Origin of the sequence: Pseudoduganella buxea (assembly GCF_009720835.1) — a bacterium.
GTDB classification, from domain to species: Bacteria; Pseudomonadota; Gammaproteobacteria; order Burkholderiales; family Burkholderiaceae_D; genus Rugamonas; species Rugamonas buxea.
Genome location: NZ_WNKZ01000048.1, coordinates 1 through 17,816, shown reverse-complemented (window position 1 = coordinate 17,816; position 17,816 = coordinate 1). Strand labels below are relative to the sequence as shown.

The following is a 17,816-nucleotide window of genomic DNA, read 5'->3' as shown; positions in this document are numbered from 1 at the left end:
AACTCATCGGGGGGCTCAGGCGCCGGCCGCCAGCAGCGGGCGGTCCAGGCGCGCGATGACATCGTCGGCGGCGCGGCGCGCCAGTCCGTCCTGGGCCATCACGGCCTCGATCGACGTGGCCGCGCCATGGGGCAGCCGATCCATCACGGTGGCGATGACCCGGTCGATCTGGCGGAAGCCGATGCGCTCGTCCAGGAAGGCCTGCACTGCCACTTCATTGGCCGCGTTCAGCAGGGCCGGCGCCGTGCCGCCCGCGCGCAGGGCGTCGAAGGCCAGCGCCAGGCAGGGGAAGCGGGCGAAATCCGGTTTTTCGAACTGCAGGGTGCCGATGGCCGTCAGGTCCAGCTGGGCCACGCCGGAGGCGATCCGCTCCGGGTAGGCCAGCGCGTGGGCGATGGGCGTGCGCATGTCCGGGTTGCCCAGCTCGGCCAGCACGGAGCCGTCGTTGTACGACACCATCGAGTGGATCACGGATTGCGGGTGGATCACCACTTCGATGCGTTCGGCGGGGGCACCGAACAGCCAGTGCGCCTCGATCACTTCCAGGCCCTTGTTCATCATCGTGGCCGAATCGACGGAAATCTTGCGACCCATGACCCATTTCGGGTGCTTGCAGGCTTCGTCCGGCGTGACCCGTTCCAGGCTCTCGACGGCGCGCTTCAGGAACGGTCCGCCCGACGCCGTCAGCAGGATCTTCGTCACGCCGGCCGCATCGGGCACCCGGCCGTAGCCCTTGGGCAGGCACTGGAAGATGGCGTTGTGCTCGCTGTCGATGGGCAGCAGGGTGGCGCCGCTTTCCTGCACGGCATCCATGAACAGCTGGCCCGACATGACGAGCGCTTCCTTGTTGGCCAGCATTACCTTCTTGCCGGCGCGGGCGGCGGCCAGCGTGGGCGCCAGGCCGGCGGCACCGACGATGGCGGCCATCACGCCGTCCACTTCAGGCGCGCTGGCGATGTCGCACAGGGCCGCCTCGCCCCACTCGACCTGCGTGACCAGGCCCATCGCGCGCAGCAGCGCGGCCAGGCGGTCGGCGGCGTCCTGCGTGCCGACCACGGCGCGGGCCGGGCGGAACTGCCGGCATTGCGCGGCCAGTTCCTCCACCCGGCTGTGGGCGGACAGGGCATGGACCGCGTAGCGTTCGGGGTGGCGCGCGATGACGTCGAGCGTGGAAACGCCGATGGAACCGGTGGCGCCGAGGATGGTGATACGTTGCATAGTCAGATTCCTTGATGGCCCGCGCGCACCCGTGCTCGGCCGGGGCGGCGGGACCGGGTCCGGACAGCAGGTCCGAACCGGTGATATTACAGCGTGGCGCCGATCAGTGCCGCAATGGGCAGGACTGGCACCAGCGCGTCGACTCGGTCGAGCACGCCGCCGTGGCCGGGCAGCAGGTTGCTGCTGTCCTTGAAGCCGGCGCGGCGCTTGAGCTGGGATTCGAACAGGTCGCCCACGACGGAGGCGACGACGATGACGGTCAGGTACAGCATGGCCACGACCCAGCCGTGTTTCGCCTGCAGCAGCACGACGAAGGTGTCCTGCAGCAGCGGCACGGCCGGCGCGGCCAGCACCGTCATGGCGGACAGCACCAGCACGGCGATCCAGCCGCCGATGGCGCCTTCCCACGATTTACCCGGGGAAATCGTCGGTGCCAGCTTGCGCTTGCCGAAGGCCTTGCCGGAGAAGTAGGCGCCGATATCGGCGATCCACACGAGGGCCATGGCCGACAGCAGGTAGACCACCGAATGGCGCCACAACACGAGGATGGCGACGAAGCACGACACCAGGGTGACGGCATACACCATGCTGAGCAACACGTTGCCGAAGCCCTCGGGCGGCGGCAGGCCCAGCTTCAGCGACGGCAGGAAGCGCAGCAGCCAGATGGCGGCGCCCAGCGCGCACCAGAAGCGGGCGTACTGCAGGCCGTCGTGGAAGAAGAAGGTATAGGCGAAGGCCGCCGTCCAGCAGGCCGCCACGACGATGGCGGCGCGGTTCTTGAACAGGCGGAAGGCTTCCCATACGGCGGCGCCGAAGGCGATGGTCACCAGGGCCTGCACGGCGATGGCATTGCCGGAGAACAGCACGGCCAGCAGAACCACCAACAGGATGACAGCAGTAATGATCCGGGTCTTGAGCATGCTTGCCTTATGCGGTCGTCTTGGCCAGCTGTTCGCCGGTGCGGCCGAAGCGGCGTTCGCGGTGCTGGTAGGAGGCGATGGCCTCGTCCAGCTTCTCGGCGTTGAAGTCGGGCCAGTAGGTGTCGGTGAAATACAGCTCCGTATAGGCGAGCTGCCACAGCAGGAAATTGGAAATGCGTTCCTCGCCGCCCGTACGGATGAACAGGTCCGGCTCGGGCGCGTAGGCCATGGCCAGGTAGGGCGCCAGTTGTTCCTCGGAGAAGTCCGTCACGCCGGGATGGGCGGCGACGAGCTTTCCGATGGCCTGCATGATGTCCCAGCGGCCGCCGTAGTTGGCGCAGACCGTCACGGTCAGGCGCGTGTTGTTGGCTGTCTTGCGTTCGGCGTTGGCGATCATCTCGCGCAGCTTGGCATCGAAGCGCGACAGGTCGCCCACCACCTTCAGGCGGATGTTATTGGCGTGCATCTTCGACACTTCCCGTTCCAGGGCCGTGACGAACAGGCGCATCAACAGCGACACCTCTTCCTCGGGGCGGCGCCAGTTCTCGGAACTGAAGGCAAACAAGGTCAGATACTCGATGCCGCGCGCGACGCAGGCCTCGACCACGGTACGCACCGCCTCCACACCCTTGACGTGGCCCGCGACCCGGGGCAGGAAGCGGCGGGTCGCCCAGCGCCCGTTGCCGTCCATAATAATCGCCAGGTGACGCGGCACCTTCGGCACTTCCGGCACCGCAGTCGTCGAACTTGAATATTTCATTGCAAACGCTTAGACCAAAGAGTGAACTTTATAACAAAAAAGCAGGGGCAGAAGCAAAAAAACCGGGGACAGACCCCTGTTTTCGAGAAATATTTCCTCTAAACAGGGGACTGTCCCCGGTTTTGCCGTCCTCACACCGTCAGGACTTCCTTCTCTTTCTCGGCAACGATCTTGTCGATGTCGATGATGGCCTTGTCCGTCAGCTTCTGCACTTCGTCGGAAGCGCGGCGTTCGTCGTCTTCCGAGATGGCCTTGTCCTTCGTCAGTTTCTTCAGCTGCTCGTTGGCGTCGCGGCGGATATTGCGCACGGCAATCTTGGCGTCTTCCGCTTCGCTCTTGCACAGCTTGACCATTTCCTTGCGGCGCTCTTCCGTCAGGGCCGGGGTCGGCACGCGGATCTGTTCGCCCTGCGACGAGGGGTTCAGGCCCAGGTCGGCTTCGCGGATGGCCTTCTCGATGGCGGCGGCCATCTTCTTCTCGAACGGCTGCACGCCGATGGTGCGGGCGTCGACCAGGGTCAGGCTGGCGACCTGGTTGATCGGCGTCGGGTTGCCGTAGTAATCGACCATGACGTGGTCCAGGATGCCCGTGTGGGCACGGCCGGTGCGGACCTTGGCCAGGTCGGCCTTCAAGGTATCCAGCGACTTGGCCATCTTGTCCTGGGCGGTCTTCTTGATGTCAGCAGTGGACATGTTCTCTCCTGTTCTTAAGTTCTGTTAAACGTGTACCAGCGTGCCCTCTTCCTCACCCATGATAACGCGCATCATCGCGCCGGGCTTGGTAATGGAGAACACCTTGATCGGCAGTTTCTGGTCCCGGCACAGCGCGAACGCGGTGGCGTCCATGACCTGCAGGTGCTGGGCGATGGCTTCGTCGAAGCTGATGGTATGGTACAGCGTGGCGTCCGGGTCCTTCTTCGGGTCGGCACTGTAGACGCCGTCCACCTTGGTGGCCTTCAGCACGATCTCGGCCGACATCTCCGAGCCGCGCAGCGCGGCGGCCGTGTCGGTGGTGAAGAACGGGTTGCCGGTGCCGGCCGCGAAGATCACGACCTTGCCTTCTTCCAGGTATTGCAGCGCCTTCGGGCGCACGTAGGGCTCGACCACCTGCTCGATGCCGATCGCCGACATGACGCGGGCGACGACGCCGACGTGACGCATGGCGTCGGCCAGGGCCAGCGCGTTCATCACGGTGGCCAGCATGCCCATGTAGTCGGCAGTGGCACGGTCCATGCCCTGGGCGCCTGGCGCCACGCCGCGGAAGATATTGCCGCCGCCGATGACGACCGCCAGTTCCACGCCCGCTTTCGCGACCTCGGCCACGTCAGCGACCATCCGCTCGATCGTGCCGCGGTTGATGCCGTAGGGGTCATCGCCCATCAGGGCTTCACCGGACAGTTTGAGGAGGACGCGCTTGTAGGCTGGTTTTGACATGAGCTGGGGCTCCATAAAAGATGTGGTTCGGTGTCACTCCGGCGGCAATGATAGCGGAAAGCCGCGCCCCGCCGGGGAATTCGCCAACCGTCCCGCGGGATGGCTGGGTCCTGCTGCGGGCGGCAAACTGGCCACCCTAAAAAAACGGGCCTCTCGGCCCGTTTCTTGAATTACGCTCCCTTGGAAGCAGCCATCTGGGCTGCCACTTCAGCGGCGAAATCGTCTACCTTTTTCTCGATGCCTTCACCGACGACGTACATCGTGAAGCTCTTCACGGTGGCGTTGGCGGCTTTCAGCATCTGCTCGACGGACTGCTTGTCGTTCTTGACGAACGCCTGGTTCAGCAGCGATACCTCTTTCAGGTACTTCTGCACGGAACCTTCCAGGCGCTTGGCGACGATGTCGGCCGATTGCGCCGGCTTGCCGGCGGCGGCAGCCTGGGCTGCATCTTCGTCGGCCTTGGCCTGGGCAACCGAACGCTCTTTTTCGATCAGTTCGGCAGGCACCTGATCCGACGACAGCGACACGGGCTTCATGGCGGCGATGTGCATGGCGACATCCTTGCCGACCTGCTCGTCCGCGCCTTCGAATTCAACCATGACACCGATACGGGTGCCGTGCAGGTAGGAAGCGAGCTTGCCGGTGGTGTCGAAACGCTGGAAACGACGGATCGACATGTTCTCGCCGATCTTGCCGATCAGGGCCGAGCGCACTTCGTCCAGGGTCTGGCCCGATTCGGTCGGCAGTGCCAGCAGGGCAGCGACGTCGGCAGGGTTCTTTTCAGCGACCAGGCGGGCGGCGTTGTTGGCCAGTGCCAGGAAGTCGTCGTTCTTGGCGACGAAGTCGGTTTCGGAGTTGACTTCCACCAGGGCGCCAACGTTGCCCGAGATGAATGCCGCGACGACGCCTTCGGCCGTGATACGTGCGGAAGCCTTGGAGGCCTTGCCGCCCAGCTTAACGCGCAGAATCTCTTCTGCCTTGTCCATGTCGCCGGCCGCTTCGGTCAGGGCCTTCTTGCATTCCATCATTGGTGCATCGGTCTTGGCGCGCAGTTCGCCAACCATTGCTGCAGTAATTGCTGCCATGTTTTTCTCCTGTTGTTCGGTGGGTATTGGGTGAAATCCCCGGGGCGGCACCTTGCGGCGGCCTGCTCTGCCGGTATTTCGTTAAAAAAAAGGGGAGCTTGACGAGCCACCCCTTTTCAAAGCATGTACCCGCCCCGCTTGCACGGGGCGGGACCAGACATTACGCCTGCTCGTTGACTTCCACGAACTCGTCGCCCGATGCCGTCTTGATTTGTTCCAGGACGTCAGCGGAGGCGTTGGCGCGGCCTTCCAGGATCGCATCTGCAACGCCACGGGCGTACAGGGTGATCGCTTTGGAGGAGTCATCGTTACCAGGGATGATGTAATCCACGCCAGCTGGCGAGTGGTTGGTATCGACCACGCCGATGACCGGGATGCCCAGTTTCTGCGCTTCGGTGATGGCGCCCTTGTGGTAGCCGACGTCGACTACGAAGATTGCGTCAGGAACACCGCCCATATCCTTGATACCGCCGATGGACTTCTGCAGCTTCTCCAGCTCGCGCGAGAACAGCAGTGCGTCCTTCTTCGTCAGCTTCTCGACGGAACCGTCTTCGATGGCGGCTTCCATGTCCTTCAGGCGCTTGATCGAGGTCTTGATGGTCTTGAAGTTGGTCAGCATGCCGCCCAGCCAACGCTGGTCGACGTAAGGAACACCTGCGCGCTGGGCTTCAGCAGCGATGATGTCGCGCGCCTGGCGCTTGGTGCCCACCATCAGGATGGTGCCACGGTTAGCGGACAGTTGGCGCACGGTCTTCATCGCCTCCTGGTACATCGCCATGGTTTTTTCCAGGTTGATGATGTGAATCTTGTTGCGGTGGCCGAAGATGAACGGAGCCATCTTTGGGTTCCAGAAACGGGTTTGGTGACCGAAATGGACGCCGGCTTCCAGCATTTCACGCATCGTTACAGACATAGTTACTCCAGGGTTGGGTCTGGAATCCACTCAGTCACCCTTGCGGGCACCCTTGCAGAGAGGATTCGAGTTTATAAAAAGTGTGGATTTTACAACATTACCCGACGTTGGGTCGGGCAACCCGAGATTATAGCCACTTATGGCTGCCGGTACAAGACTCATGGCGGACCAGGCACCACCCCATGCACGGGGCGTCAACCGCCAGCACCGCGGCGCCTCCGCCCCCGGGGTCACGGCCTCCTTCGTTCAACCGGGTCGCGCTGCCGACCTCAGCGCTGCAGTCCGCCTTCGTCCGCCGCGCCGAACCCCTTCGGCATCCGGGGCATCGTGACGGTAAACGTGGTGCCTTCCCTGTCGCTCGACGTCACGATCACCTTGCCGCCGTGGGCATGGATGATTTCGCGCGAGATGAACAGGCCGATGCCCAGGCTGGTGCGCTCCGTGTAGTCGGTGCTGACGCTGGCAGCGATGCGCACCATCGGGTCGAAGATGCCGGAAATCTTGTCCGCCGGGATCGTGGTGCCGCGGTTGTTGACGGTGATGCAGATATCGTTGACACCACCCTGCAGGCGCACCTTCACGGGCAGCTCCGGGCTGCCGTACTGCACGGCATTGCCGATCAGGTTCGACAGCACCTGGGCAATCCGGCCGTCGTCGAAGATGGCGTCGAGCTGCGGCGGCGACTCGAACTCGATCTGCTGTTCCGGGTGGAAGGTGCGCAACTCATTGACCATCAGCTCGCACACTTCCACCATGCTGCCCTGCTTGACCCGGATCGGGATGCCGGGGCCCAGGTGGGTGCGGGTAAAGTCGATCAGGTCGTTGATCAGCTTGCTCATGCGCTTGGCGCTGTTGAACATGCGGGTGGCGACGAGGATGTATTTCGGCGGAATATCCGTTGCCTGCATGACGAAGCTGGACCCGCTGACCACCGTGCCGAGCGGATTGCGCAGGTCGTGCCCCAGGATGGCAAGGAACATGTTCTGCGACTGCTTGACCATGTGCTCGTAGCGCGCCACGGATTCAGCCAGCGCCTGGTCGACCGCCTCGTTGAAGCGGGCCACGTCGGCCATGTCGGTGGCGCGGCTGTCCTTGACGTCCGCGGCCCACAGGGTCAGCACGCTCGAACGCAGGGCGCGATATTCGGACACCAGCTGCACGACGGTGTAGCCCGATTTGAGACGGGCTTCGGCATGGGTCTCGGCCGCCGTGTCCTCGTGGCTCCGCGTACCCTGTCCCTTCGACTTCGCGGCGCGCTGCGGTTCGGACTGGGGAGTAGCGATATCCTTCGCGAATGCAAGCAGCATCTGCCGGGCGTGGTCGCGCAATTCGGCGTCGTCCATCGTCAGCGCCGGCGGCTCGATGGTGCGGGCGAAGTCCTCCCAGGCTTGCAGGAGAGGTTCCATGTTGGCATTGATAAAATCGGCCAAGCGGTGCTGTGTCATCGTCATCTTTCTGTTCCCGATTCCGCGACATGCATCGAAGGGGTTTCCCCATGATAACAGTCGTTATCCAGATTGGTGCCGTAAAGTGCCAATAAAATGCGCAGGTGAAACGATATGGGAAATCATTAGGTGAAACCGCCAAAGCACTGTATCCTGACTTTCGCACCGTATCAAGTCGTTGTTATTGCTGGTCTTTCTTCCCCGTCTTGCCTTATTGGACCATCCATGGGCAGTCCTGTTTGATCTCCTCCTTACCATTCTTCTTGGTTATGTGCTTGCCCGGCATTTGCCGGCTTTCCCATGCGTGAATCGACGTATAAGTTTCGCTAATGGAAGAAATAATATGGACAAAATTGATGAGGACAGCAGCGAGGATGTGGTGGCTGCCTTGCAGGCATTGCACCTGGCGCTGTCGTGTGACCTGGACGACGTCGAAAGCCGCATCGGCGCACTGGCCGGCGCGGATGAACTGGACGATGCCGTCGTCGACCGTCTGACGGAATATTGCGCGGCCCGCACGGCCCTGCACAGCGGGCTGGCGAGTATTGCCGAGGTATTGGGTTGGGTCCAGTTCAAGATCGAGGAAGATGCCGAAGGCGAAGTCGCCGCCGCGATCCAGCCGCTGCCGACGGTGCGGGGCTGCTCGATTCATTGATTCGGCCGTCAAGCGGCCGGTGAATCAGCTGATAATGCGAAACGAATTGCGAAGTTAATTGGAGAACGTCATGAGTAAAAGCCAGGATGCAAAGAAAACCACCAAAAAAGAACCTGCCAAAAGCATGAAGGAAAAAAAGGCGGACAAGAAGGTGAAAAAGGAAGAGAAATTGCGCCAGCAATAATGGCGCGCTGATCTGGAGTTGTTTTATGCCGGATTGACCCGATCATCCGGCCACTGCACGGGCAGGCGTCATCGCCTGCCCGTTTGCATTGGCAGCCTATATCTTAGCGGCGGCCCCGCAAGGCATCCATTTCGGCCCGCAACGTCGTCCGTTCGGCCTTGGCCGCTTCCAGTTGTGCGCGCAGCTGCCGGGCTTCGGCGGCGAATTCGTCGCGTGCCGTGGTGGCCCCCACCAGCTCCATTTCGGCCGCCAGGCGGGCATCGGAATCGCTGGCCGAGGCGGCGACATTGCGTTCCAGCTGGGCACGCAGGTCGGCGATCTGGCGGTCCTTGCCGTCAATGGCGAGCTGGTCCTTCGCCTTGCCCACCAGGGCATCCGTGGCCAGCTTGCGCGCGTCGCGCAGTTCCACCATCAACTGTTCGATCTGCTCGTTCTGTTCGGCCGACGTGGCCAGCGCGCGGTCGCGCTCCGATTCGATTCGCTCGCCCGAATCGAGCAAGGCGTCCAGGTCGCTCTGCGCCCGTGCCAGCGCGTCGCGCGTGCCGGCACCCGCCTCTTCCGCATAGCGCTGGGCCCAGTCCGTCAAGGCGGCGGCGACAGCCTCCGGAATGTCCGGACTGGGCGGCGTGAACGGCGTATCCGTGCTGGCGCGCCACTGGGACAGGTGGCGGTGAATGGACGCGGCCGAGCCTGCGCCAAGCGCATCGCGCACGGCTTCGTTGGTGACTTCCGTGCCCTCCTCCTTCAGCCGGTTGGCGGCTTCTGCGACTTCATCGTAAGTGGGTGTCGATTCCGGCATCGAGTTTATCCTTTTGCAATATATAACTGGTCGGTTGGTGAACCGGGCGGCGCCGCGCCAGTCGATAGCTTATCCTGACATGGCTCACCTGCCCCGTACGTTACTTTTTTAACCGAAGAAAGGAGCCAGCGCCATGCAATCGTCGCAACTGGAACAACTGGAACGAGGCCTGCACAACGTGCTGCGCCTGGCCGAACGGGACGAAGGCCGCGCCGGCGCCGCCCTGAACCCGGACCATCCTGCCGTGCAGGCCGCCGCCGCGTGCGAGCTGATGCTGCCGGAAATCCTGACGGCCGCCACCTTGGCCGAGGCGGCCCGCCACAAGATCGATACCGTCCAGGTCCTGCTGGCACGGGCCCGCGCGCACGAGAAGCTGCCGCCGGAGGCGCAACTGGCTGCCGACGAGGGTTATCTGGTGGATGCCGAGGATGTGCGGCAGCAGCCGGGCGGTACGCCACCCTGACGACTGCGGCGACGAGCGCGGCGCCGGCCGCCGATCTGCATGCCCGGGCCGACCCCTGGCCCTTAAGAACGACCTCCGCACGACCTGCGGCTGCCTTGTGCAGCCGTACCCTTCCCGCGTCACCTCCGTTCCCTGCTGAAAATATAAGCTTGCACCAGCCCTTGCAATCCCTCATCATGTCCGCAGATACCATCCAACCAGATGGTTTAGGGATGGCCTAGAACAGGAAAGCTTACAAACATGACGAACGAACTCAAAGCACGGGCCAGCGACTCGGAAAAAATCACGATCAACCTTTTTCCCGTCGACCTGGGCCAGATCGACCTGCTGGTGCAGCAGGGCTTCTATGCCAACCGTACCGACCTGATCCGCACCGCCATCCGCAACCAGCTGCAACTGCACGCGGACGTGGTGCGGCAGACCGTGGCGCGCGACCAGCTCGTGCTGGGCGTGCAGCATTACGGCCGGCGCGACCTGGAAGCAGTGCAGGCCGCCGGCGAGACGCTGAATATCCGCGTGCTGGGACTGTGCACCATCGGCGCCGACGTGCCGCCGGAGCTGGCCGCCGCCACCATCGACTCCATTGCCGTGCTGGGTGCCTTGCACGCCGGCACAGCTGTCAAGGCGGCCCTGAAGGGCCGTATCCGCTGACATCGCTGTTTTCAGCAAACCACTCGCCGGTAGTACCGGCACGAAAGGTCTACCATGAAATACGATTCGCCACTGATGGCCCGCCTGCAGGCAGCCACGCAACAATTACTGAAGAACGGTCCCCTGGGCGCCGCCGCCACGATGGATGAGGCTGGAGAGCCGGGCGCGCAGGCCGGTGCGACGCCGAACCTGAAAGACTTGAACGAGGCGCCCCAGTATGCTGCGTCGGGCAAGCGCGGATTTGGCGGCAAGCGCACCGCGCCGCCGGCCCCGCCCGCCGATGACACCGGTAACGATGCCGCGCCCGGCACCCACCCGGCCATCGCCGCCATGCTGGACAAGCTGGGCGTCAAGCTGCCGCAAGGTTTCAAGATGCCGGAAGGCGTGCAGATGCCCGAGGGGTTCAAGATGCCCGAAGGCTTTAAGATGCCGGAAGGATTCAAGATGCCCGAAGGCTTCACCCTGCCGGAAGGCATCAACCTGCCGGAAGGCCCGGCCATGCGCAAGCGTACCCCGCCGCCGCCCTTGCCCGAAGGCGCGACCTTCGAGGCGGGCACGTTCACCAACCATGCCGGCACCCGCGGCTACAAGCTCTACGTGCCGAGCAACTACGACGCCGGCACGCCGATGCCGCTGGTCGTGATGCTGCACGGCTGCACGCAGGACCCGGACGATTTCGCCGCCGGCACCAAGATGAACCTGGTCGGCGAGGAAAGCGGTTGCCTGGTGCTGTATCCGGCCCAGCCGCAAAGCGCCAACCAATCGCGTTGCTGGAACTGGTTCAGCAAGAACGACCAGCAACGGGAACGGGGCGAACCGGCCATTATCGCCGGCATGACGCGCCAGGTGATGACGCAGTATGCCGTCGATGCTGGCCAGGTCAGCATCGCCGGGCTGTCGGCGGGCGGCGCCATGGCCGTCATAGTCGGCGCCCTGTACCCGGAGCTGTACCAGGCCGTGGGCGTGCACTCGGGCCTGCCCTTCGGTGCCGCCCACGACCTGCCGGCCGCGCTGCAGGCAATGAAGACGGGCGCGCCCGGCCGCAAGGGCGGCGCCGCGACCAGGCCCGTCATCGTCTTCCATGGCGACAAGGATCACACGGTGGCCGCCGTCAACGCCGAGCAGGTGCTGGCCGATGCGCTGGCGCCCCACGGCAGCGGCGCGCCGGCCAGCGAATCGGCCAAGGCGCCGGGCGGGCGCAAGTACACCCGGGACGTGCACACCAACCGGGACGGCGCCGTGGTGGCGGAACACTGGGTGCTGCACGGCGGCGGCCATGCCTGGGCCGGCGGCAGCCCCAGCGGCAGCTACACGGACTGCAAAGGCCCGGACGCCAGCCGTGAGATGGTGCGCTTTTTCAAGGCCGTGGCGGCGGCGCGGCAGGCGTGACGGCATGATGTAGGCGGCCAGCAACAAAACTCTGGCCCTTGAGAAATAGCAAAGGGGAAATTGACGTTCGGCATCATCATGGTCATCCAGTGTTTGCTTTCCACGGGACCGCACCATGCCAATTACTGCCGCCGCCCTGGCCGCCAGCCTCGTCTTCAGTGCCACCTGCTCCTGGAACCGCCCCGGTGTCGATCCCTACCGGGGCGATGCCGCCGGCGCGCTGGCACATTACCCGGATATCCCGCCGGACGGGCGCCAGGCCCTGCTGGCGAAGATCGCCGCCGGCACGCCGGACGACACCGTGCACATCGGGCGCGACACCATCACCGGCAAGCTGGACTACGATCCCGTCATCCGCGACATGCACTTCGGCAAGCGCCGCGTGTGCGGCACGGTCGACCGTGCCGGCTGGCACGCGGCACGCAGCGAGCCTGCGGCCGTGTACTGCGCCGGCGAGCACTGCATCCTGGTGCCGCGCATCTGCGGCAATGTCAGCCGCGTCCGGCGCCGTCCCGCGGCGCCGCAGCCGGCACCGGCAAACACCCGCGTGGAAGTCATCGAAGCGCCCGGGCAGCCGTGGCAACCGGCCAGCCACCCGCTGGACTGGGCCCTCGGCATCGAACTGGGCCTGGCCGACAGCACGCCGCCCGACGAGGAAGAAGAAGACAGCCCGGAACGTCCCGTCGTCGTGCCCGATCCGGGCGTTGCGCCGCCCTGGGACTGGCACCCGGGCGGTTCCTTGCAGCCCGTGCCGGAAGCGTCGACGTGGGCCATGCTCGTCGCCGGCTTCGGCTGCCTGGCCGGCTGGCGGCGGCTGACCGACCGCAAGCGTCACTGAGTGCCACGGCATCACCTGGCCGCCGTCGCATCCCCTTTCCAGACATAGCCCTGCTCTTCGAAATACCCGGCCAGCGCCTGCGGCGACCCGTCAACGCTGGCCAGCGCCACGTAGCTGTCCGGCCGCAGCAAATACAGCGCGTCTTCATGCAGGCCCACCGCGCGGCAAGCCTCATCCCAGGCGAACTGGCGCAGCCGGATGCCATGCGCCTCGCACCACGTTTGCACGGCGGCGCTGGCCTGGCCATACACGTGAAGTTGCCAGCCGATGGCGCCGTCCGCCACGAAATTGTCCTCGTGCGGCGGCGCCAGCCATGGCAGCCGCTCGCCGCCGCGCACGTCGCCCGCCTGGCCCCGGCTGAGCCAACTGTCGCGGTAGTGCATCGTGATCTGCGACACCGTCCTGAACGCCAGTTCGCGCACGTCCCCGATGCGGGCAGCGGCACTGGCGATGGTCGGCAGGATATGCGTCTTGATGAAGTCTGCCACATTGCCGTCGCTGGTGGCCAAGGTGAACATGCGGTCCGTCGTCGCGACCAGGGTGCGTGCAAAGGCCTGGCGCTCCAGCGCATAAGTCTCCAGCAGACGCTCGGGTGCGCGGCCGTGCAGCACGTCGGCCAGCTTCCACGCCAGGTTGGAGGCGTCGACAATGCCCGTATTCATGCCCTGCCCGCCGACGGGGCTGTGGATGTGGCCCGCGTCGCCCAGCAGGAAGACGCGGCCGCGCTGGAACTGGCTGGCGATGCGGTGGTGCACCCGGTAGGTGGAAAACCAGTTGACGCGCTCGACCTGCATGCCCAGCGAATGCAGCGCATCCTGCCGCACGTCCTCGAAGGTCAGCGATTCGACGCCTGCGGCCCGCTCGTCGCTGACGGTGCCTATCAGCCGCCGGAAGTTGCCGGTACCGTAAGGGAAGACCAGGGCGAAATCGCCGCCCGTCTCGAACGCGATATGGGCCTCGCCGGCCGGCTCCAGGCCGCTTGCCTCGACGTCGGCGACGTAGAAGGCGTGCTGGTAGGTGCCGCCATCGAAGTCGATGCCCAGGCGTTGCCGGACGGTCGAGCGCGCTCCGTCGCAGCCGGCCAGGTAGGGCACCGCGATCTCTTCCGTAGTACCATCCGCGCGCCGCAACCGGGCATGCACCAGTCCATCGTGCTCGTCGAAGTCGACCAGTTCCGTATTGCGCTCGATGTCGACACCCAGCGCGGCAAGCTTGTCGGCCAGCAGCCGCTCATGCTGGTCTTGCGGGTAGACGGTGATGAAGGGATAAGGCGACAGCGTCCTGCCCGCCTCGGCCAGCACGATCGTGGCCCGGTGCTTGCCGCGTGCCCAGACATTCATCGACGGGTTGCGGTGCCCCGCCGCGACGACGGCTTCGGCCAGGTCGAGCTGGCGGTACAGTTCCAGGGTGCGCGCCTGCACGACCATCGCGCGCGAGGTCTCGCCCGGCCCCGCGCTCCGGTCGACGATGCGCACGTTGACGCCCTGCCGCGTCAGCCACAACGCCAACGCCAGGCCCGTCGGCCCCGCTCCCGCGATCAGTACCTGGTCCATGCTGCCCTCCCGCCTTGATGACATGACATGCCGATCATGTTAGTAAGGCGCGGGCCCGCCGTCAAAGCCCGCTTCAAAGCGACTTCGTGCGGCACACCAAGCTGACGGAACGAAAAAAGGCGCCACGAAGGCGCCCAGTGTGACTGCCGCGTTGCCGCTCAGCGCACGAAAGCGGGCCGCTTGGCGTCGAAGGTCCAGCCCGGGATGTAGTACTGCATCGCCACCGCGTCGTTGCGGGCGCCCAGGCCCATGCCCTTGTATACCTGGTGCGCCTGCTCGATGGCGGCCAGGTCGATGTCCACGCCCAGGCCCGGCGCCGTCGGCACGTCGACCATGCCGCCCTGGATCCGCAGCGGGTTGGTGGTCAGGTGCTGGCCGTCCTGCCAGATCCAGTGCGTGTCGATGGCCGTGATCCTGCCCGGAGCGGCGGCTGCCACGTGGGTGAACATGGCCAGCGAGATATCGAAGTGGTTGTTCGAATGGGAGCCCCACGTCAGGCCCCACTCCTTGCACAGCTGGGCCACGCGCACGGAACCCTGCATGGTCCAGAAGTGCGGATCGGCCAGCGGAATGTCGACCGACTGCAGCTGGATCGCGTGGCCCAGCTCGCGCCAGTCCGTGGCGATCATGTTGGTCGCCGTCGGCAGGCCCGTGGCGCGGCGGAACTCGGCCATCACTTCGCGGCCCGAGTAGCCATTTTCCGCGCCGCACGGGTCTTCCGCATAGGCCAGCACGTGATGCTGGTCGCGGCACAGGCGAATGGCGTCCTTCAGCAGCCAGCCGCCGTTCGGGTCCAGGGTCACGCGCGCTTCCGGGAAACGCTCGGCCAGCGCCGTCACGGCGGCGATTTCCTCCTCGCCCCGCAGCACGCCGCCCTTCAGCTTGAAGTCCTTGAAGCCGTAGCGCTCGTAGGACGCTTCGGCCAGGCGCACGATCGCCTCCGGCGTCAACGCCACTTCATGGCGCAGGCGCAGCCAGTCGTCGGCCTGGTCCGGATCGCTGTGGTACGGCAGGTCGGTGACGGCGCGGTCGCCCACGTAGAACAGGTAGCCCAGCATTTCGACCTGGCTGCGCTGCTGGCCGTCGCCCAGCAGGGCGCACACGGGCACGCCGAGGAACTTGCCCAGCAGGTCCAGCAGCGATGCTTCCAGCGCCGTCACGGCATGGATGGCAATGCGCAGGTCGAAGGTCTGGTTGCCGCGCCCGCCGGCGTCGCGTTCGGCAAAAGCCGCGCGCACCTTGTTCAGGATCGCCTGGTAATTGCCGACGGACTGGCCCACCACCAGCGCGCGGGCGTCTTCCAGGGTCTGTCGGATCGCTTCGCCGCCGGGCACTTCGCCCACGCCCGTGTTGCCGGCGCTGTCCGTCAGGATAACGATATTGCGGGTGAAGTAAGGGCCGTGGGCGCCGGACAGGTTCAGCAGCATGCTGTCGCGGCCAGCAACGGGGATGACACGCAGTTCGGTAACGACGGGGGCGTGACGGGAAAGAGTTCGATCGTTCATGTGGGTTCCTGACTAAAAAGTATGACGGATGCCGGGCCCTGAGCACGGTCGCCGGTCCTGTCGTTCGCCGTGCCGGCGGCCAGCAGCAGCGAGGCGAGGGTTCCTTGCTCATGTCTCATCCCGACTGCGCATCTTCGATCGTGATGCGGTCCGGCCGACATGCCGGCACGTTACCGTCGCCAATGGTAGAAAATGATATATATGGCGCCTCAGTCCTCCATAATGACGGATCGGATCGTAGCGCATCATCCGTCGTCACGCAATGAATAGACGGGAAATTTGCGATAACTTCTGTTTCCATACCGCTATCTCATTGATTTTTAAGGGTCACAACCACCCAACGAGGGAATTGCCATTTGGGCCAACTGTGCTCATACTGGCCTGACCACTTTGATGTATTAATGATGTGTTTATGATGCGTCTAACAGAAGATTCACGGTTGACCCGACCGAAGTGAACGCCCTGTAAATTCTTAGGAGACCGTATGGAAGTGCAAGCTAACCGTCCCGCGCCGGCCGGCGTCCCCGCCAAGGCCACCCGCGCCCGCTGGACCATCCTGGCGATGCTGTTCCTGATCACCACCATCAACTATGCGGACCGGGCCACCATCTCGATTGCCGGCCCCGAACTGAAGAAGCTGCTGGGCCTGTCGCCGGTGGAGATGGGCTATGTCTTCTCCGCGTTCGCGTGGTCGTACGTGCTGGCGCAGTTGCCCGGCGGCTGGCTGCTGGACCGCTTCGGCTCGAAGATCACCTATTTCTTCAGCATCTTCCTGTGGTCGCTGTTCACCGTAATGATGGGCGGCGTGGGCTTCCTGACGGGCGGCGCCGCCGTCGCCGCGCTGTTCTGCCTGCGCCTGCTGGTGGGCGCGGCCGAAGCACCCTCCTTCCCCGGCAACAGCCGCATCACCTCAAGCTGGTTCCCCACGGCCGAAAGGGGCCGCGCTGCCGCCATCTTCAACTCGGCCCAGTATTTCGCCACGGTGCTGTTCGCGCCGCTGATGGGCTGGCTGGTGCACAGCCTGGGCTGGCAAAGCGTGTTCTACGTGATGGGCGCGCTGGGCATCATCATGTCCTTCGTGTGGCTCGTCACGATCTACGGTCCGCGCCAGCACCCCCGCATCAATGCCGCCGAACTGGCCTATATCGAGGCGGGCGGCGGGCTGGTCGACATCGAATCGGCCGAGCCGGTGAAGACGAATACCGATACGTGGGCCACCATCAAGCAGCTGCTGGGCAGCCGCATGCTGCTGGGCGTGTACGTCGGCCAGTACTGCATCACGACCTTGACCTACTTCTTCCTGACGTGGTTCCCCGTCTACCTCGTCTCGGAGCGGGGCATGACGATCCTGAAGGCGGGCTTCGTCGCCGCGCTGCCCGCCATCGCCGGTTTCCTGGGCGGCATCCTGGGCGGCGTCATCTCGGACCGCATGATCAAGTCCGGCTACTCGCTGTCGGCGGCGCGCAAGACGCCCATCGTCGTCGGCATGCTGCTGGCCATGAGCATGATCGTCTGTAACTACGTCGAGCAGGACTGGGTGGTCGTGGCCGTGATGTCGCTGGCCTTCTTCGGCAAGGGCATCGGCGCGCTGGGCTGGGCCGTCGTGTCGGACACGTCGCCGAAGCAAGCGGGCGGCCTGAGCGGCGGCTTGTTCAACACCTTCGGCAATACCGCCGGCATCACGACACCGATCGTCATCGGCTACATCCTGCAGGCCACCGGCTCGTTTGCCGGCGCCCTCGTCTTCGTCGGCGCCAACGCGCTGGTGGCGATCCTGTGCTACCTGTTCGTTGTCGGCGACATCCGCCGCTTCGAGTTCAGGAAACCGGCGGCCCTGGAAGGCCTGGATGCACCCGGCGCCGCGCGGCGGGCGTCGTAAAAAAAGGCGCTGTGCCCCGGTCGCAAGGAACTTGTTGGCTCGACCATTGTCATACCGTAAGTTGGCATGAACCAAGACGGAGGTGGGCATGGAAATCGACGAGTACGCGGCGGTGCGGACGCAGTG

17 protein-coding genes are annotated in these 17,816 nt (G+C 64.7%); 6 read left to right on the top strand and 11 right to left on the bottom strand.

The annotated features are described in order from the left end of the window. Window positions 1-15: 15 nt before the first annotated feature. From ispC to GM672_RS16350, 8 genes are all read right to left on the bottom strand, one after another. A complete protein-coding gene (gene ispC, locus GM672_RS16385) occupies window positions 16-1,218 on the bottom strand; it encodes a 1-deoxy-D-xylulose-5-phosphate reductoisomerase (RefSeq protein ID WP_155471610.1) in 1,203 nt (400 codons plus the stop codon). A gap of 86 nt (window positions 1,219-1,304) precedes the next feature. Further along, window positions 1,305-2,138 (bottom strand): phosphatidate cytidylyltransferase, encoded by an 834-nt coding sequence (locus tag GM672_RS16380; protein ID WP_155471609.1) that lies wholly within the window; start codon window positions 2,136-2,138, stop codon window positions 1,305-1,307. A 7-nt stretch (window positions 2,139-2,145) separates the two neighbouring features. After that, window positions 2,146-2,898 (bottom strand): polyprenyl diphosphate synthase, encoded by a 753-nt coding sequence (gene uppS / locus GM672_RS16375; protein ID WP_155471608.1) that lies wholly within the window; start codon window positions 2,896-2,898, stop codon window positions 2,146-2,148. A 131-nt stretch (window positions 2,899-3,029) separates the two neighbouring features. Then, window positions 3,030-3,590 (bottom strand): ribosome recycling factor, encoded by a 561-nt coding sequence (gene frr / locus GM672_RS16370; RefSeq protein ID WP_155471607.1) that lies wholly within the window; start codon window positions 3,588-3,590, stop codon window positions 3,030-3,032. A gap of 24 nt (window positions 3,591-3,614) precedes the next feature. Next, window positions 3,615-4,331, bottom strand: coding sequence for a UMP kinase (gene pyrH / locus GM672_RS16365; RefSeq protein WP_155471606.1), 717 nt, complete (start codon window positions 4,329-4,331; stop codon window positions 3,615-3,617). A gap of 170 nt (window positions 4,332-4,501) precedes the next feature. After that, window positions 4,502-5,416: a translation elongation factor Ts gene (gene tsf, locus GM672_RS16360; protein WP_155471605.1), complete on the bottom strand. Its 915-nt coding sequence runs from the start codon at window positions 5,414-5,416 to the stop codon at window positions 4,502-4,504. A 160-nt stretch (window positions 5,417-5,576) separates the two neighbouring features. Next, complete coding sequence (gene rpsB / locus GM672_RS16355; RefSeq protein WP_155471604.1) at window positions 5,577-6,329, bottom strand: 30S ribosomal protein S2; 753 nt, start codon at window positions 6,327-6,329, stop codon at window positions 5,577-5,579. 269 nt (window positions 6,330-6,598) lie between these two features. Then, on the bottom strand, window positions 6,599-7,735 hold the full coding sequence (locus GM672_RS16350; RefSeq protein ID WP_229417777.1) for an ATP-binding protein: 1,137 nt from the start codon (window positions 7,733-7,735) through the stop codon (window positions 6,599-6,601). Window positions 7,736-8,117: 382 nt separating this feature from the next. Here GM672_RS16350 and GM672_RS16345 point away from each other — a divergent pair, with 382 nt between their 5' ends. Beyond that, on the top strand, window positions 8,118-8,429 hold the full coding sequence (locus GM672_RS16345) for a hypothetical protein (RefSeq protein WP_155471603.1): 312 nt from the start codon (window positions 8,118-8,120) through the stop codon (window positions 8,427-8,429). A 287-nt stretch (window positions 8,430-8,716) separates the two neighbouring features. Here the strand turns inward: GM672_RS16345 and GM672_RS16340 are convergent, their stop codons facing one another. Further along, entirely contained in the window at window positions 8,717-9,412 is a 696-nt protein-coding gene (locus tag GM672_RS16340) for a DNA-binding protein (RefSeq protein WP_155471602.1), read from the bottom strand. Window positions 9,413-9,545: 133 nt separating this feature from the next. On the opposite strand from GM672_RS16340, the gene GM672_RS16335 reads away from it, so the two are divergent. The 4 genes from GM672_RS16335 (at window position 9,546) to GM672_RS16320 (ending at window position 12,753) form a co-directional block, all read left to right on the top strand. Continuing rightward, entirely contained in the window at window positions 9,546-9,875 is a 330-nt protein-coding gene (locus tag GM672_RS16335) for a hypothetical protein (RefSeq protein ID WP_155471601.1), read from the top strand. A gap of 240 nt (window positions 9,876-10,115) precedes the next feature. Next, on the top strand, window positions 10,116-10,526 hold the full coding sequence (locus GM672_RS16330; protein ID WP_155471600.1) for a ribbon-helix-helix domain-containing protein: 411 nt from the start codon (window positions 10,116-10,118) through the stop codon (window positions 10,524-10,526). Window positions 10,527-10,580: 54 nt separating this feature from the next. Continuing rightward, entirely contained in the window at window positions 10,581-11,915 is a 1,335-nt protein-coding gene (locus GM672_RS16325; protein WP_229417776.1) for an extracellular catalytic domain type 1 short-chain-length polyhydroxyalkanoate depolymerase, read from the top strand. A 115-nt stretch (window positions 11,916-12,030) separates the two neighbouring features. Further along, window positions 12,031-12,753, top strand: a complete 723-nt coding sequence (locus GM672_RS16320) for an MHFG family PEP-CTERM protein (protein ID WP_155471599.1) — start codon at window positions 12,031-12,033, stop codon at window positions 12,751-12,753. Window positions 12,754-12,764: 11 nt separating this feature from the next. Here GM672_RS16320 and GM672_RS16315 read toward each other — a convergent pair whose 3' ends face one another. Together GM672_RS16315 and gudD are read right to left on the bottom strand one after the other, a co-directional pair. Further along, complete coding sequence (locus GM672_RS16315) at window positions 12,765-14,306, bottom strand: FAD-dependent monooxygenase (RefSeq protein ID WP_155471598.1); 1,542 nt, start codon at window positions 14,304-14,306, stop codon at window positions 12,765-12,767. A 158-nt stretch (window positions 14,307-14,464) separates the two neighbouring features. Next, entirely contained in the window at window positions 14,465-15,811 is a 1,347-nt protein-coding gene (gene gudD, locus GM672_RS16310; RefSeq protein ID WP_155471597.1) for a glucarate dehydratase, read from the bottom strand. A gap of 484 nt (window positions 15,812-16,295) precedes the next feature. Between gudD and GM672_RS16305 the strand changes: the two genes are divergently transcribed. Then, window positions 16,296-17,690: an MFS transporter gene (locus tag GM672_RS16305; RefSeq protein ID WP_155471596.1), complete on the top strand. Its 1,395-nt coding sequence runs from the start codon at window positions 16,296-16,298 to the stop codon at window positions 17,688-17,690. The last annotated feature ends 126 nt before the right edge of the window (window positions 17,691-17,816 follow it).